14 protein-coding genes are annotated in these 14,392 nt (G+C 44.9%); 9 read left to right on the forward strand and 5 right to left on the reverse strand.

From position 1 onward, the window contains the following. Window positions 1-12: 12 nt before the first annotated feature. Together MKY99_RS06125 and MKY99_RS06130 are read left to right on the forward strand one after the other, a co-directional pair. A complete protein-coding gene (locus MKY99_RS06125; protein WP_042185585.1) occupies window positions 13-645 on the forward strand; it encodes a YigZ family protein in 633 nt (210 codons plus the stop codon). Between the two features lie 4 nt (window positions 646-649). Beyond that, on the forward strand, window positions 650-1,231 hold the full coding sequence (locus tag MKY99_RS06130) for a TetR/AcrR family transcriptional regulator (RefSeq protein WP_339269319.1): 582 nt from the start codon (window positions 650-652) through the stop codon (window positions 1,229-1,231). Window positions 1,232-1,372: 141 nt separating this feature from the next. On the opposite strand, the gene MKY99_RS06135 is transcribed toward MKY99_RS06130, so the two are convergent. After that, window positions 1,373-1,774, reverse strand: coding sequence for a secondary thiamine-phosphate synthase enzyme YjbQ (locus tag MKY99_RS06135; protein WP_339269321.1), 402 nt, complete (start codon window positions 1,772-1,774; stop codon window positions 1,373-1,375). A 206-nt stretch (window positions 1,775-1,980) separates the two neighbouring features. Between MKY99_RS06135 and cysT the strand changes: the two genes are divergently transcribed. The 5 genes from cysT (at window position 1,981) to MKY99_RS06160 (ending at window position 7,046) form a co-directional block, all read left to right on the forward strand. Further along, window positions 1,981-2,796 carry a sulfate ABC transporter permease subunit CysT gene (cysT, locus tag MKY99_RS06140; protein ID WP_042185592.1) on the forward strand — a complete coding sequence of 272 codons (816 nt, stop codon included), beginning with the start codon at window positions 1,981-1,983 and terminating at the stop codon, window positions 2,794-2,796. Further along, on the forward strand, window positions 2,793-3,590 hold the full coding sequence (locus MKY99_RS06145; RefSeq protein ID WP_042124938.1) for a sulfate ABC transporter permease subunit: 798 nt from the start codon (window positions 2,793-2,795) through the stop codon (window positions 3,588-3,590). The genes cysT and MKY99_RS06145 overlap by 4 nt, the downstream gene beginning before the upstream one ends. Before the next feature lies 1 nt (window position 3,591). Then, entirely contained in the window at window positions 3,592-4,656 is a 1,065-nt protein-coding gene (gene cysA / locus MKY99_RS06150; RefSeq protein WP_042124940.1) for a sulfate ABC transporter ATP-binding protein, read from the forward strand. Between the two features lie 321 nt (window positions 4,657-4,977). After that, window positions 4,978-6,045 (forward strand): sulfate ABC transporter substrate-binding protein, encoded by a 1,068-nt coding sequence (locus tag MKY99_RS06155; protein WP_339269323.1) that lies wholly within the window; start codon window positions 4,978-4,980, stop codon window positions 6,043-6,045. Window positions 6,046-6,254: 209 nt separating this feature from the next. Continuing rightward, window positions 6,255-7,046, forward strand: a complete 792-nt coding sequence (locus tag MKY99_RS06160; protein WP_339269325.1) for an MBL fold metallo-hydrolase — start codon at window positions 6,255-6,257, stop codon at window positions 7,044-7,046. Between the two features lie 29 nt (window positions 7,047-7,075). On the opposite strand, the gene MKY99_RS06165 is transcribed toward MKY99_RS06160, so the two are convergent. Next, window positions 7,076-8,293, reverse strand: coding sequence for a sugar efflux transporter (locus MKY99_RS06165; protein ID WP_339269327.1), 1,218 nt, complete (start codon window positions 8,291-8,293; stop codon window positions 7,076-7,078). 321 nt (window positions 8,294-8,614) lie between these two features. On the opposite strand from MKY99_RS06165, the gene MKY99_RS06170 reads away from it, so the two are divergent. Beyond that, on the forward strand, window positions 8,615-10,381 hold the full coding sequence (locus MKY99_RS06170; protein WP_339269329.1) for an ABC transporter ATP-binding protein: 1,767 nt from the start codon (window positions 8,615-8,617) through the stop codon (window positions 10,379-10,381). A gap of 176 nt (window positions 10,382-10,557) precedes the next feature. On the opposite strand, the gene MKY99_RS06175 is transcribed toward MKY99_RS06170, so the two are convergent. Both MKY99_RS06175 and MKY99_RS06180 read right to left on the reverse strand, forming a co-directional pair. Further along, window positions 10,558-11,361, reverse strand: a complete 804-nt coding sequence (locus MKY99_RS06175; RefSeq protein ID WP_060624902.1) for a Cof-type HAD-IIB family hydrolase — start codon at window positions 11,359-11,361, stop codon at window positions 10,558-10,560. Between the two features lie 12 nt (window positions 11,362-11,373). Further along, complete coding sequence (locus MKY99_RS06180; protein WP_076284092.1) at window positions 11,374-12,321, reverse strand: DMT family transporter; 948 nt, start codon at window positions 12,319-12,321, stop codon at window positions 11,374-11,376. A gap of 229 nt (window positions 12,322-12,550) precedes the next feature. Here MKY99_RS06180 and MKY99_RS06185 point away from each other — a divergent pair, with 229 nt between their 5' ends. Beyond that, entirely contained in the window at window positions 12,551-13,264 is a 714-nt protein-coding gene (locus MKY99_RS06185) for a metal-dependent hydrolase (protein ID WP_076298272.1), read from the forward strand. An 85-nt stretch (window positions 13,265-13,349) separates the two neighbouring features. On the opposite strand, the gene MKY99_RS06190 is transcribed toward MKY99_RS06185, so the two are convergent. Beyond that, complete coding sequence (locus tag MKY99_RS06190) at window positions 13,350-14,351, reverse strand: lipoate--protein ligase (RefSeq protein WP_042185606.1); 1,002 nt, start codon at window positions 14,349-14,351, stop codon at window positions 13,350-13,352. Window positions 14,352-14,392: the final 41 nt, after the last annotated feature.

Genomic DNA, 14,392 nt, shown 5'->3' on the forward strand with positions numbered 1-14,392 from the left:
ACTGGAATAATTATGTTAGAACATTATCGAACGGTGCGCTCTTCCGGTTCTAAGGAAGTCGTAATCCGCAAATCTCGCTTCATTGGTCATGTTATGCCAGTTGAGAATGAAGAAGAAGCATTGTTGTTTATCGAAGACATCAAGAAGAAACATCGGGACGCAACGCATAACTGTTCTGCTTATGTGATTGGGGAGAGAGACGAAATCCAGAGGCAATCGGACGACGGGGAGCCGAGTGGAACAGCCGGCAAACCGATTTTGGAAGTAATTCGCAACCAGGGAGTTAAAAATGTCGCAATTGTTGTTACCCGTTATTTCGGAGGCATTATGCTGGGTGCCGGAGGGCTGATTAGAGCTTATACGGATGGGGCAGTGCTTGCGCTTGAAGCAGGAGAAGTAATCACCCGTGTGCTAAGACGAGAGGTATTCGTAGAAATTGATTACACTTGGCTAGGCAAGGTTGAGAACGAACTTCGGGGAAGAGGTATTCAGACCGGCGAGACTTTGTTCACCGATAAAGTAACGTTGTTATGTTTACCGCGAAATGATGAGGGAGACGCATTTATGGCATGGATAACAGATCTAACCCAAGGGCAAGCCTTGGTAACAGAAGGGCGGCGGATTTACTACAGCGAAGGGGATTAGGTATATGGCAAGGAGAGCAGTGGAGCAGGAGTTGTCGAGGGAAAGAATATTAGAGGCCGCTAGGCATCTGTTTATTACCAAAGGGTATCGAGCGATTTCAATGCGAAGCATCGGTCAGCATTTGGGATACAGCCACGGCTCTCTCTATTATCATTTCAAAGAGAAGGCGGAATTGTTCTACGCCATTGTTGTCGAAGATTTTAATCATGTGGCTACTTTGCTTGGTCAAGTAATGAATAAGCCACCTGAAGAGGGTATGACTCGAGTAGAGCAGCTAATTATGGAGTTTATAAGGTTTGGAATAGATCATCCTTATCAGTATGAAATTATGTTCATGATTCGTGATGAAGAGCTGCTGGCTTATTGTAGGGCAGAGCAGGGACGATGTTTTGAATTATTCTCAAGTATTGTACGCCGTCATATGAAGGAAGAGGGATATGTGTCCGAGGATTGGCAGAACGTGCCGCTAACCTTGTTCTTATCCGCTCACGGATTTATATCTTATTATATCCAAGATAAAGTATCATTTGAGGATGTAAAAGAGGCAGCATCAGCTCATATCAAGGTTTTATGTCGCAGCCTTTAACATGCTGTTTTTTTTATAAGTTCACACTTTAAAGCTGTGCATTGGTATAACGCTACTTCTCTGCTTGGTCAAAGTAATATTTAATTCTAGTTATATTTTAATGGCCGCTCCGTAGCAATAACGGAAGCGGCCATTCATCGATTATCCCTCAATAATTTTTAAGAAACATTGTCTACGTCTAGGTCCATCAAACTCACAAAAATAAATACCCTGCCAACGTCCAAGTAATAGTTCGCCATCATGGATGATTATGCTCTGGGAAGGTCCGGATGTAATAGACTTAAGGTGGGAGGCAGTATTGCCTTCAGCATGTCGATACTTCGGGTGCTCCCAAGGGTAGACTTCATCCAAACGCATCAGAACATCATGCCTCACATCAGGATCTGCATTCTCATTGATTGCAATTCCTGCGGTGGTATGTGGACAATAAACTACGACCACCCCGCTACGCACCCCGCTTTTTTTCACAAAAGAAATGACTTCACGAGTAATATCCCGTAATTCATCCCGTTTCGTTGTAGTAATCTCCAGTGTATGCAGCATAATCATTCCCCTTCCTGTGATGTGCCACTTTTTCCTAACCTTTGTTATATATATTTTACCCCAAATTCACTTGAAAGTAATTGACGACAACGAGAAGGATTTGGTAAAGTAGTAATAATATAAAACCAAGTATATAAATAGGAATAATCAATGGAGATGTTGGTTAGTATACCGACCGGTTATCCGGAGGTGGGAGGGCAAAATCATTGAATTCGCTGCTTAGACACAAAGGTTGGACTTGGGGTTTCCGAACTACAATTTTGCTCTATTTTGTAGTATTGATCGTGCTGCCTATACTTGGGGTCTATTACAACTCTTTTTCACTGGGTTTCGGTAATTTTGTGGAAAGCATAAGCGACCCGATTGCCTGGAAGTCGGTGCTGTTAACCTTAAAGCTGGCGATTATCGCTACTTTAATTAATGTCTTTTTAGGAACAATGATTGCCTGGGTTCTTATTCGCTATCAATTCATTGGTAAAGCATTGCTTAATAGTCTTGTGGATTTACCATTTGCACTGCCGACGGCAGTTGGTGGTTTGATGATTTTGCTCTTGCTCGGACCTGGTAGTCTTATCGGCAAGGCTGCAGAAGCGCTTGGTTTTGAAATTGTTTTTCATCAACCGGCAATCGTAATTGCTATGGTCTTCGTAACCTTTCCCTTCGTGATTCGAGCGGTTCAGCCCTTGCTGGAGGAACTTGATCCTTCCGAAGAGGAAGCGGCATATACAATGGGTGCCAAGGGAACTAGAGTCTTCTGGCATGTTATTCTCCCCTCTATGGCTCCTGGGATGATCAGCGGTGGAATGCTCGCATTCTCGCGGGCGCTTGCTGAATTCGGCGCTGTAGTCCTCGTAGCAGGCAATATTCCAGGTCGTACACTCGTATCTTCTGTTTTTATTTTTGGTGAAGTTGAAAGTGATAATCCGGTTTCCGCAGCAGCGGTTTCTGTCATTCTCTTGACCTTATCTTTTCTCATTCTTTGGCTCATTAATATGCTGCAGATGCGGGGGAGACGCTCATGAGAAAATTGTGGATCGGACTCACCTACTTGGTGTTTTTTCTGCTAATCGCTGCACCGCTAGGGAAAATGGCTATAGGTGCTTTTAGTGAAGGATTTGGTGGTTTCTGGAATGCTCTGACTAGGCCTGAAGCGCTGCATGCGCTTATGATGACTGGGCTTGTTGTGATCGTAGTTACGTTATTAAATACGTTGTTCGGAATTATGATGGCGCTGTATCTTGTCCGGGCGAACTGGATAAATAGACGTCTAAAGGGCTTGCTTAACAGTATTGTTGATTTGCCTTATGCTGTGTCCCCCGTCATTGGCGGGCTTATGATTGTCCTGCTGCTGGGTCCGGATAGCGCCTTGGGTGCGATTTTTGAAGGGATTGGGCTGAAGATCGTCTATGCGATTCCCGGAATGATCATTGCCACCTTGTTCGTAACCTTTCCTTTAATGGTGCGTGAGGTAATGCCGGTGCTTCAGGAGATTGGTTCACAGCAGGAGGAAGCTGCTTCTACACTGGGCGCTCGTGGCTGGACAATTTTTTGGAAGGTGACTTGGCCTTCGATTCGTTGGGCGGTTGTGTATGGGGTCATCCTTACGGTGGCTCGTTCACTAGGTGAGTTCGGGGCGGTGCTCGTGGTCTCGGGTAACATTATGAACAAAACCCAGACGGCGACGACGCTAGTCTATCAGGATGTTGAGAATTTTAATGTAACGGCTGCTGGAGGAATAGCGCTAGTTCTGGCTGCATTTTCCGCAGGTCTACTGTTATTGATGGAATGGACCAAGAGAAGAAAGGAAGTGCAGTAATATGCATGTTGAAGTGCGGGGATTAAATAAGCATTTTGGAGATTTTCATGCGGTCAAGGACGTCAATTTCACCATTACAAAAGGTCATCTGATCGGACTGCTCGGCCCGAGTGGTGGCGGTAAAACTTCGATTCTTCGTATGCTCGCAGGGCTGGAGACACCGGATAATGGCGAGATCATTTTTCATGGTCAGACAGTTAACAATCTTCCTCCTCAAGAGCGCGGGATCGGCTTTGTTTTTCAGAACTATGCATTATTTAAGCATATGACTGTTTTTGATAATATTGCTTTTGGATTAAAAGTTAAGAAGGCCAGCAAAACTGCCATTCGTGACCGTGTTATGGAACTGGTGGAGCTTACGGGATTAAAAGGCTTCGAGAAGCGTTATCCACATCAGCTATCTGGTGGACAACGTCAGCGTGTGGCCTTTGCCCGTGCACTTGCGCCTGAACCACAGCTATTACTCTTAGATGAGCCGTTCGCAGCTATTGATGCGAAGATCCGTCAGGAGCTGCGCGCTTGGCTACGTGAGCTGATTGAGCGTGTTGGCATCACTTCCATCTTCGTAACGCATGACCAAGATGAAGCGATTGAAGTCGCGGACGAAATTATGATCATCAACCAAGGGCAGTTGGAACAAAAGGGTACACCTTGGGATATTTATAAGGAGCCTAAAACACCATTTGTGGCAACTTTTATCGGGGAGTCGACACTGATTGAAGATGCTTCTGAGGTGAAAGGCTTTAAAGGCGCTGGAGATGGTAAGCCTACCAAAGCACTAATTCGTCCTGAGTATATTGAAGTTGGTAACCTGCATGAGTTCAAGATGGCTTCAGCTACGGAAAAAGGCGTCGTAAAGCATCTGCATTTCCGTGGAAGTGAATGGCTCGTTGAGGTTGAAGTTAATGGTCATAAGCTGGTTACTTACCGTTCTTTGGAGAAAGAAACATTGCAGCCGGGACAGGATATCTCAGTCCTTGTGCACCGCGCTTACCTGTTTAATGATGAGCGAAGCTGGATCCAGGAGAACAACCTGAAAGAAGATCCGATGCCGATATTTATTTAATATAAAATAAATAATATGATTTTCAATTTTTTTTGAAGAGTAGCGAATGTGATGAGCTAGGATTAGAGGAACTGAAGTATTGGTATAGAGTAATGGAGTGGAAGTTTGGAACTGTAGGAGTTGTAGCGACCGCCTTTATGCTCTAATTTCAACCGTAATACGGTTCCAATCAAGAAATTAGAGCATAACAGCGGCCGAAAGTCCAAACATTCCGCGTAATTACGGCAAATACCGAGCGTTGGTTACTTGAATTTTTAGTTCAGCCATAGAGCTACTTTCAAGGAAATATTAAAATCATTACCTCGAAGGATGTGGGCCGCAATGAATTTCAAAAGGAGCAGACAACTGCACGGATGTTTTGCTGCCCTAATGCTGGCCATACTCACGCTGGCGGCAGTCGGTTGCGGGAATGAGAAGGCGATTACGACGATGGCAGATCCTTCGAAGCAAGGGGATGTTACGCTAGTCGTTGGCGCATACAGTGTGGCTAAGGATGCGATGGAAGATATTTTGCCGTTATTTGCAGCGCAGTGGAAAGCGGATACTGGACAGGAGATTAGTTTTCAGCAGTCCTATGAAGCTTCCGGAACACAGGCACGTGCAATCGTAGGTGGGTTCGAAGCAGATGTTACACTGCTAGCCATGGAAGGTGATGTCGAGAAGCTGGTTAAGGCTGGACTCGTAGCGCCAACGTGGAAAGAGCAGGGTGAACAAGGCATGGTGACACGTTCGGTAGTCGCACTTGGTACCCGTGAGGGAAACCCCAAAGGAATTCACGATTTTGCGGACTTAGCCAAGCCAGGGATTAAAGTGTTATACCCAAATCCCAAAACATCCGGTGGTGCGCAGTGGGATATTAACGCGATCTATGGGGCTGGTCTGAAGCTGTCAGAGGAGCAAAAGGGCGTTAAGGATCCAGCAGCAGCGAAAGCTTTTTTAGAAAGTGTACATGCCAATGTGGAGTCTTTGGATAAGAGCGGACGTGCATCTATGGCTGCCTTCGAGTATGGAGTGGGTGATGTCATTGTCACCTATGAGAATGAACTGCTGGCCCGGATTGCTCAGGGTGTTAAATATGAAGTCATTATTCCTAGAAATACAATGCTGATTGAGAACCCGGCGGCTGTTGTAGAGAAGTATGCGGATAAGCATGGGACACGCGCGGCAGCAGAAGCATTAGTTGATTTCTTGATGACCCCACAGGCACAAGAGATCTTTGCAAAATATGGCTTTCGTCCCGTAGATAAACAGGTCTATGCGGAGAACAAAAGCCGCTACCCCGATCCAGCGGGTCTCTTCGATATTAATTATTTAGGGGGCTGGGATGAGGTGCGAAGCACGCTTTATTCCAAGCGGGGAATTTGGTATCAGATACTTGCCGGAATATAGGTAGAAGTGTAAAAATAGAGTCATCCTAGCAGGGCTACTGCTTAAGGGATGACTTTTTTGACGAAAGTATATATTTTGGGCCCCCGCAAAGTACCTGGGTACGCATCGAAGCAAAGCTTCACTTTGTGGGGATATTTTGGTGAGCATCATTAAGATAGACATATGGTAATTTAAGACTTCCTTGATGGGAACTGGAGGAGAGATAGATTATGGATACGTTGGTGTTTTTGGGTACTGGGGATGCCATGGGTGTTCCTCGGGTATATTGCAGCTGCGAGACCTGCACAGAAGCAAGGGAGCATGGAAGCAATACAAGGCTGCGTTCCTCTGTACTTATAGATAATGGCAGTGACTTTCTAGTGATTGATTGTGGGCCAGATTGGCGACGTCAGATGGAGGCGCAGGGAGTTCGGAATATGCGAAGACTGCTGGTGACGCATGCTCATTTTGATCATATTGGTGGGCTACCTGAATGGGCAGATGCTTGTCGATGGACAGGCATTAAGGGTGAACTTTATACTCCAGCAGAAGTTATTCCTATTATCGAACGGCAATACCCTTGGCTGCGAAATTACATCGAGATGATTCCCTGTGATGAAGGGATAGAACTGGACGGCTGGAAGATAGATACCTGGAAAGTAAACCATGGTAAGAATGGATATTCGTACGCCTTTCGGCTAGAGAAGGAGGATTATACATGGGTGTATTGTCCTGATTCCATATCTCTTGGGGCCGAGGAGACACGCCTGATGCATGGGGCGGACTTGCTGGTCCTTGGTACAAGCTTCTATTACGAAGCGGCGGAGCTATCCACTCGCTCTGTGTACGACATGACGGAGGCAGCGGAGCTACTGCAAATCGTGAAGCCTAAAAAGGCAGTGTATACCCATATGTCGCATGATGTGGATATAAGAGAAGCATATATTTTACCGGAGAACGTTACTCTAGCCCAGACAGGTATGAGAATTCCAATATACAAAAACCCATTCTCTTCACTTTAGAAGAGAATGGGCAAGTAGAAATAAACGGATTAAACAGTTAATTGTTCTGGTTCATTTAAAGGGTGACGTCCGCTTACCGCAAGCATGACTAAGGAAATAATGATGAGTATAAAACAGAGTACAAATGAATACCGGTAACCTACAATACTGGCTAAGCCACCGCCAACAAGACTCCCAATCAGTCTGCCGATCGTGGATGAATTAGAATAAAGCGTGGAAGCATACCCAGGCATGTTTGGAAGCAGATCCTGGATGTAGCTAATGCCAATCGCTGAAATCACAGCAACGAAAACGGCTAGTAGAACTTGGGCTGCAAGCATCTGCCACATCGCGCCTGAGAAAATGACAACGAGATAATATGCTCCTCCTAAAATGGCCCCGCACATCATCAAGGCTCGGTTACTGTACTTCGCACTGAGTAGACCGAGCATAATCATAAATGGAATTTCCAGCGCAGCACATATACTGCTGACTAGACCGACATCACTTGTCGATCCCCCTAGATTGTTTGTAATAAAGAGGGCCGTATTGATGCTGCTCGTCCAGTGAGCTACATACATGAGTATCAGAATCAGAAAAGGAAGCAGAATATTGCGGTTCTGACTGAGCCGGAAAGTTTTCACTTTTACTTCAGCCTTGTTGCTGCTCAGCTCTGTGTCTGTATTTGATTTGAGAAAGAAGAAAACGAGTAAGGCAACAAGCAGGAATACTCCGATCGTACCCGTGAAAATCCCCTTAAACCCAACAGCAGCGATTAGCAGCGTGCCGATTAAAGGACCTGTAATAAAGCCGAGAGAGAAAGCAGAACGCAAGGTAGAATTAGCAAACGCAGTATCCGTAAAATTGCTCTTATTCACTGCTTCTCTAGCAATGGCGAACAATTGTGGCATCCCTGGTGCACCGAGGGCGGTGAACACAATCATGTAGATGAACAAGATCGTGAAATCCTGAATGAGCAAGTACCCGCTATAAGCCAGCGCATTACAGAGTGTGGCAACAAGGTAAATGTTTTTTCGATTTAAGCCGAGGTCAGAGCGTCTCCCGATTAGTGTGCTGATCCATATTCCGGCAATTAACGTGGTGGCTAGAAAAACACCAAACAATCCGACAGATACGCCAAGCTGTTCCGTGAAATAAATGGATAAGAAGGGTGAACTGAGTGAAATCCCCATTCCCTGAAGTAGCATACATAAAAAGAGTAAGGCATAAGAGGGAATTGAAAATAGTGCAGTAAGTCTTTTGATCATGTTGTGAAGTTACTCCTCTATTATTGTTAAGATAGTCAAACTGGTTCTAGTATACATGAAAAAGACAGCAACAATATATATGCGATTTGGCTAAGGGGCATCACTCGGACAAATCTCAGACTGTTGATGTCCCTTTTGTGATATCTATTAGATTCGGTATTCAGAATCATGTTTATCCTTTATAATCAGAAAGTATTACCGTCTTATATTTACATATATAGAATAATTATCAACGACAGGAAGGGAGTAATAAGTAGCTAATAGGGGAGAGGGCTGATTTTTTTGAAGCAGAAAGGTGTTTTCTCAAGATTAAGTACATACATGTTAAGGCACAAGCTCTTATATACGGTTTTATTGTTTACGACTTTATTTGGGATTGTTCTGGATTTAACGATTGCTTGGCTGCTCTCAGTAATTACGGATGCGGCGGTTAGACTTGATGTGAAAGCTTTTAAAGGGCTGGTTATATTCGGATTAATCTACTTATTAGTGAGTGCAATCAACGGTTTTTTCGATCGCTATCTCAAAAATAAAATCTCAGCCAAGATCAGAAATGAACTGCGGCTAGATATGATGCGACATGCTTTAGCTCTTCCTCAGTCTTATTTTGACCGTAATCACTCCGGAGATTTGTTGTCCCGCTTTACTAATGATAATCAATCTGTGGGTAATGCTACCGGTGAGGTAATGATTGATTTAATCCGTAACCCTTTGCTTGCTCTTGCGGCTTTTGGTTATTTGCTCTATATTAACTGGCTACTGGCATTGATCTGTTTTGCAATGGGGCCTTTGATGTTCCTTACGGGAAAAATCTTCGGTTCAGCGATGCGTGAGAACAGTGTGAAGATTCAGACTAATATGAGCAAGATTACTTCCTTTTTACATGACATTCTAGGCAGTAGTATGGTGTTTAAATCCTTTAGCATTGAACGCAGACTAATGAAGCAGTATCAGGAACATAGTGAGAATATCACTTCCGAAGAATTAAAACGGGGAAGAATTGAGGGAGCTACTGGCTCATTCTCCTCTTTTTTGGGAAACTTTACGTTTCTTCTGGCGCTGGTCGTGGCTGGTTATTTTGTGGCAAAAGGATCACTTGAGGTCGGTGCGATGATTGCTTTCATTCAGCTCATGAATTATTTAGTGATGCCGTTCTCGGCATTGCCAGGACTGATCAATTCGATGCAGCAATCACTTGGGGCGGCGGGACGGATCTTTGAAGTGTTGGATAGCCCTGTAGAAGTGGAGGCTTTACCCGAAGCAGCTACGAAACAGCCTGAATTTGAGCGTATGGTCATGTCCTCGGTATCCTTCTCTTATCCGGGAGCGGAGAGACGTAGTTTGAACAAAATCAGCTTAGAGCTTCACAAAGGGGCTCAAATGGCAATTGTGGGACCGAGCGGTGGAGGGAAATCTACACTTTTTAAGGTACTCCTTGGGTTGTATGAACCTGATGAGGGTGAAGTGTTTATAAATAATGAGAAGACGAGCGAGATGAGTTTAGCTAAACTTAGGAGTCACTTCTCTTATGTGCCGCAAGAGTCCGGGCTTTATACAGGAAGTATCCGTGATAACATCCGAAATGGAAATCCAGATGCAGATGAGCATGAAATTCTGGAAGCTTTGCGACAAGCGAACGCTTATGATTTTGTAATGGAGTTGCCGGAGGGCCTCGATACAGATATCGGTGAGGAAGGCTCGCGCCTGTCCGGTGGACAACGCCAGCGACTATCGATTGCGAGAGCGATTCTTAGGAACTCTCCAATTTTGTTGCTGGATGAAGCTACTGCTGCACTTGATAATGAATCGGAGAAGCTGGTGCAGCAAGCGATTCGTAAATTAATGGGAGACAAAACCACACTCGTTATCGCTCACCGTCTATCAACGATTCAGAACGCTGATGTCATTCTAGTGATGGAGAACAGTGAAATTGTGGAGAGTGGTACCCACGAGGAGCTACTTGCAGCAGAAGGAAGATATCATAATTTGTACTATTCTCAGCTGGAAGAGGAAGAGGTTGGGGAGGGTGAGCAAGAGCAAGAGGCATTAGAGTTTGCATCTACAGGAGTACCGAGCTTGCTGAAATAACAAAAGGGTGTTGCAACGTCATAAAATATGGCGTAGCAACACCCTTTTGAACTTTAAAACATTCTAAAAAGGGAAAAGTGACGGAGGGGAAGTCCAAACATTCCACGCAGTCACGCACTTACCTTAATAGAAAAATCTTAAGTTTAACGTATATAAAACTATTAAGTTCGACCGATTTAGTTCACTTTATTGAGAATGAATTTATCAATCGCGTATTTTACGCCATCTTCATTGTTGCTTAGGGTTATGAAATCAGCAATTTCTTTCAGCGCGGGAATAGCGTTCGCCATAGCAACGCCAAGACCAGCAGCCTCGAGCATCTCATGGTCGTTCCAAGAGTCACCCATAGCCATAGTCTCGGAGAGATCACAACCAAAATGATTGGCTAGGAATTCAAGCGCAATTCCCTTGGTTCCTTCATGATGCATGATTTCTAGGAATTGTGGTTTGGATTTGGTAATATGCACGGAATCGCCGAGCAATTCACGTAGAATTGGAGCCAGCTCATCCAAGAATGCAGGATCATCGATAATAAGCATTTTTGGTGTTTTTTGTGGGACAAGCTTCTCCCAATCTGGTTCAATATAATATGGCGTTTTGTTCAGGTCTGTATAATCTTTGATCTTCTGGTTGTCTTCACGGGCATACAGCTTGTCGTCAATGTAAGTTTGCAAATGCAGATTATGCTCCACACAGTAAGTGAACAGCTTGTGTACCGCATCTTGTGGTACGTAACGCTCATATAGTACCTTTTCATCGAGCAAGTTCTTAACGAGTGCGCCTTGGTAAGTGATGATTGGCACGTTAAGTCCAGTTTGACGGGCAATGGCTTGCGCAGAAGCATAAGCTCGGCCTGTAGCAAGGGTCACAACAACGCCAGCGGCTACAGCCTCTTCAAGCGCAGTCTGTGTAGCGGGTGTTACTTCCTTGTCATCGTTAATTAGAGTGTCATCAATATCAATCGCGATCAATTTGTACATTTGTCTCTCTCCTTATCTCTTTCTAAATAAATGTAATTTGGAAAAATAATTCTTCTTATGTTGATTCTGACCCGGTTCCGGACTCAGCTCTGCCATAAGCATAGCTCCCAGAATACAACCACAACCGAGCAGAGCGGACATACCAAGCGTTTCTCCGCCAAAGGCTAAGCCTGTCAGAACAGCGAATACAGGTTCTGTGGCATAAATAATGGCTACCCGTGAAGGCGTTGTGTATTTCTGGCAGGCGGTTTGAATCCAGAAAGCAAAAGCGCTGGTAGGACCAATAGAGATTAAAAGTGCCCAGAGAACGTCCGGGTCCTTGATAAGCTCTGCGCTGTGTGCCAGTGGTGCAGCTCCTTCAAAGATAAGCGAAGCGACAATGCTGAACAGTCCAACGAAGGCGAGCTGCAAGGTTGCTAGCGGCAACGCCGGATAATGAGGTGCATAAACGCCAGTATATGCGACTTGTAGCGCAAAAGCTATGGCGCAGAGCAAGATCAAAGCATCGCCTTTATTCAGGGACAAAGCAGAGCCGGTGAAGGTTAGCAGATAAAGACCTACTGCGGCAAGCGCCGCGCTGAACCAAGTGTAACGTGAAATGGCATGCTTTAGTAGCGCCAGAGAGAGAAACGGAACCAATACGACCGATAGACCGGTAATAAACCCGGTATTGGAGGTGGTTGTATATAGAAGTCCCATGGTCTGGAAGCCATAGCCCATAAACAAAAAAAGGCCTAGCAGCAGAGAATCACGTACCATGCGGAAACTCAGCTGTTTCCACTCCTTGCGGTAAAAAATAAAAGTGATTAGAGCCAGCAACAGGGCAGCACCTGTAAAGCGGATGCTGTTAAACGCGAGTGGAGGGAGCACTTTGACAGCATTTTGAACAATCAGAAAGGTGCATCCCCACATCATCGCCACAAGTAGCAGGCTGAAATCGGCCATACGGGAACGCTTCACTTCTTAGGTCATCCTCTCTTCGGCAAATGCCGTCCTTGTAAGAACGACAAGGTCAAGTTGTCCAAATTGTATCGTATATTCATGGGGAGGACAAGATAGGAATCGCTCAAAGGCTTATATTTAAAGGGATTTAAGGGATTAGGCTAGACAAAAAAACAGGGTCTTGATATACTTCGATAACCGCACATTTGTTCTTGTTTTTCGCATCTTAGAAAGGAGCGGTTTCACCATGATGGGCAGATCCCATTTAATAATCAGCACTGGGGTTACCCTATCTGTAATGAGTTTGATGTCGCATGAGATTACGATTCCGGTTATTGCGGTCGCAGCATTAAGTTCCTTGCTGCCTGACATTGATGAACCGAATTCACTGCTCGTGCGTAAGGCGATTCCAGAATTTCTATTAAGAGTGCTGCAAATTGCTTTGATAGGTGCGGCGATTTATCTCTATTTTGCCGGAATCGTGGAACGTCCTTGGAACATTGTGCTGGCATTGCTAGTCGGAAGTGTATCTTTCCTGCCTAGTCGTAAGCTGCGCCATTTGGTCATGATCTTGATTGCCATAGCACTCTTTGCCTTCGGGGAAGCCTATGATCCATGGAACTACATTGCAGCGTGCGTGCTTGTAGTCTCATCGGTTGTTCCTCATCGTGGACTGACACATACCCTGTATGGAGTTGCGGGCTGGAGCGCCTTATTGTATTTTGCCTCAGCGGGTATAAATGACGGTGGCAGTCTATGGATAGCTGGGGGCATGTCGTATGCGCTTCACCTACTAGCTGACTCTCTTACCCAACGAGGAATTACACCCCTGCCGCCAATACCCTTTAAGCTGCGTCTAAAGCTAATGAGTACAGGCACGAAAAAAGGTGGAGCCGTAGAGAACATCTGCATCATGCTGACTCTAGCGTTCGTTGTCTATGTATTTATACTTTCTACTTGAACTAAAATGAATATGAAAAAGGGGCTTGTCTATTCTTTACGCAAATTTGCGCATAGGATAAGCAGGCCCCTTTATTTTTGTGTAACTATTCTTCTAGGAAAACCAGTCCGATAAAGTCCTCCGGCTCAATACGTCCGAAATAATGCTTCAAATCCAGATCAGCTAATGCTTCTCTAACCTCTGCCTCATTATAACGTTTGCCACGAAGTGCATTTTCAACATCTACTACGTCACCAACCCCAAAGAAGTCACCATAGATTTTGATGTCCTTAATGAGGGAATCCTCAATATCCATACGAATATCAATAATTCCAGCAGGAAATTTACGTGTGTGTTTGACGTTGCTTTTTGGTGACAGACCGTAGTTCCAGTCCCAGTTCTGGTAGTGCTCTTTGGAAATTTCGTGGATTTTGTCCCAGTCTGCTTCCTGAAGCTTATACTGAGGGACCTCGGATGGCTCCATGCCAAAGATCGAACGTAGGAGACCGGAGCGGAACTCTTCAATGGTCATGTCAGTACCTAGCAGCTCTTTGATGTTGGCTACGCGACTACGTACGGATTTGGTGCTCTTCGATTTGAACTTCTCTGGATTTACTTTTAGAGAAGCTTGTACATTGTCCAAATTGAGGTCAAACATCAGTGTGCCATGGCTGAACATGCGTCCACGTGTGGAGAATTGAGCGTTGCCGGAAATTTTTTGTTCGCCGACTTGAAGATCATTCCGTCCACTAAGCTCAGCGTTTACACCCATGCTTTGTAAGTAGTCGATCACCGGCTGGGTGAATTTCAGGAAGTTATGGAAGGATTGGCCGTCGTCCTTAGTAATGAAGCTGAAGTTAAGATTTCCGAGATCGTGATAGACCGCTCCACCGCCGGACAAACGCCGCACAACCTTAATATCATTCTCTTTAACATATTCCTGATTGATTTCTTCAATCGTATTTTGATGTTTACCGATGATGATAGATGGGCTGTTAATATAAAAAAGCAGGTAACTCTCGTCCATCGGCAAGTGTTTCAGCGCATATTCCTCAATCGCCAAATTGATGGAAGCGTCAGTAATCCCTGTGTTATCAATGAAAATCATAGTGAATTCCTCCGTTGCAGCAAAATTGATTACAGTTCTCA

It is taken from the genome of Paenibacillus sp. FSL R5-0470 (genome assembly GCF_037975205.1).
Lineage (GTDB): Bacteria > Bacillota > Bacilli > Paenibacillales > Paenibacillaceae > Paenibacillus_AQ.

Bases quoted from the DNA above. Each gene is read 5' to 3' on its own strand.
- MKY99_RS06155 (WP_339269323.1), top strand. From the start codon at position 4,978: ATGAATTTCAAAAGGAGCAGACAACTGCACGGATGTTTTGCTGCCCTA.
- MKY99_RS06165 (WP_339269327.1), bottom strand. From the start codon at position 8,293: ATGATCAAAAGACTTACTGCACTATTTTCAATTCCCTCTTATGCCTTA.
- MKY99_RS06170 (WP_339269329.1), top strand. From the start codon at position 8,615: ATGTTAAGGCACAAGCTCTTATATACGGTTTTATTGTTTACGACTTTA.
- MKY99_RS06125 (WP_042185585.1), top strand. From the start codon at position 13: ATGTTAGAACATTATCGAACGGTGCGCTCTTCCGGTTCTAAGGAAGTC.
- MKY99_RS06175 (WP_060624902.1), bottom strand. From the start codon at position 11,361: ATGTACAAATTGATCGCGATTGATATTGATGACACTCTAATTAACGAT.
- MKY99_RS06190 (WP_042185606.1), bottom strand. From the start codon at position 14,351: ATGATTTTCATTGATAACACAGGGATTACTGACGCTTCCATCAATTTG.
- cysA (WP_042124940.1), top strand. From the start codon at position 3,592: ATGCATGTTGAAGTGCGGGGATTAAATAAGCATTTTGGAGATTTTCAT.
- MKY99_RS06185 (WP_076298272.1), top strand. From the start codon at position 12,551: ATGATGGGCAGATCCCATTTAATAATCAGCACTGGGGTTACCCTATCT.
- MKY99_RS06145 (WP_042124938.1), top strand. From the start codon at position 2,793: ATGAGAAAATTGTGGATCGGACTCACCTACTTGGTGTTTTTTCTGCTA.
- MKY99_RS06130 (WP_339269319.1), top strand. From the start codon at position 650: ATGGCAAGGAGAGCAGTGGAGCAGGAGTTGTCGAGGGAAAGAATATTA.
- MKY99_RS06135 (WP_339269321.1), bottom strand. From the start codon at position 1,774: ATGCTGCATACACTGGAGATTACTACAACGAAACGGGATGAATTACGG.
- MKY99_RS06160 (WP_339269325.1), top strand. From the start codon at position 6,255: ATGGATACGTTGGTGTTTTTGGGTACTGGGGATGCCATGGGTGTTCCT.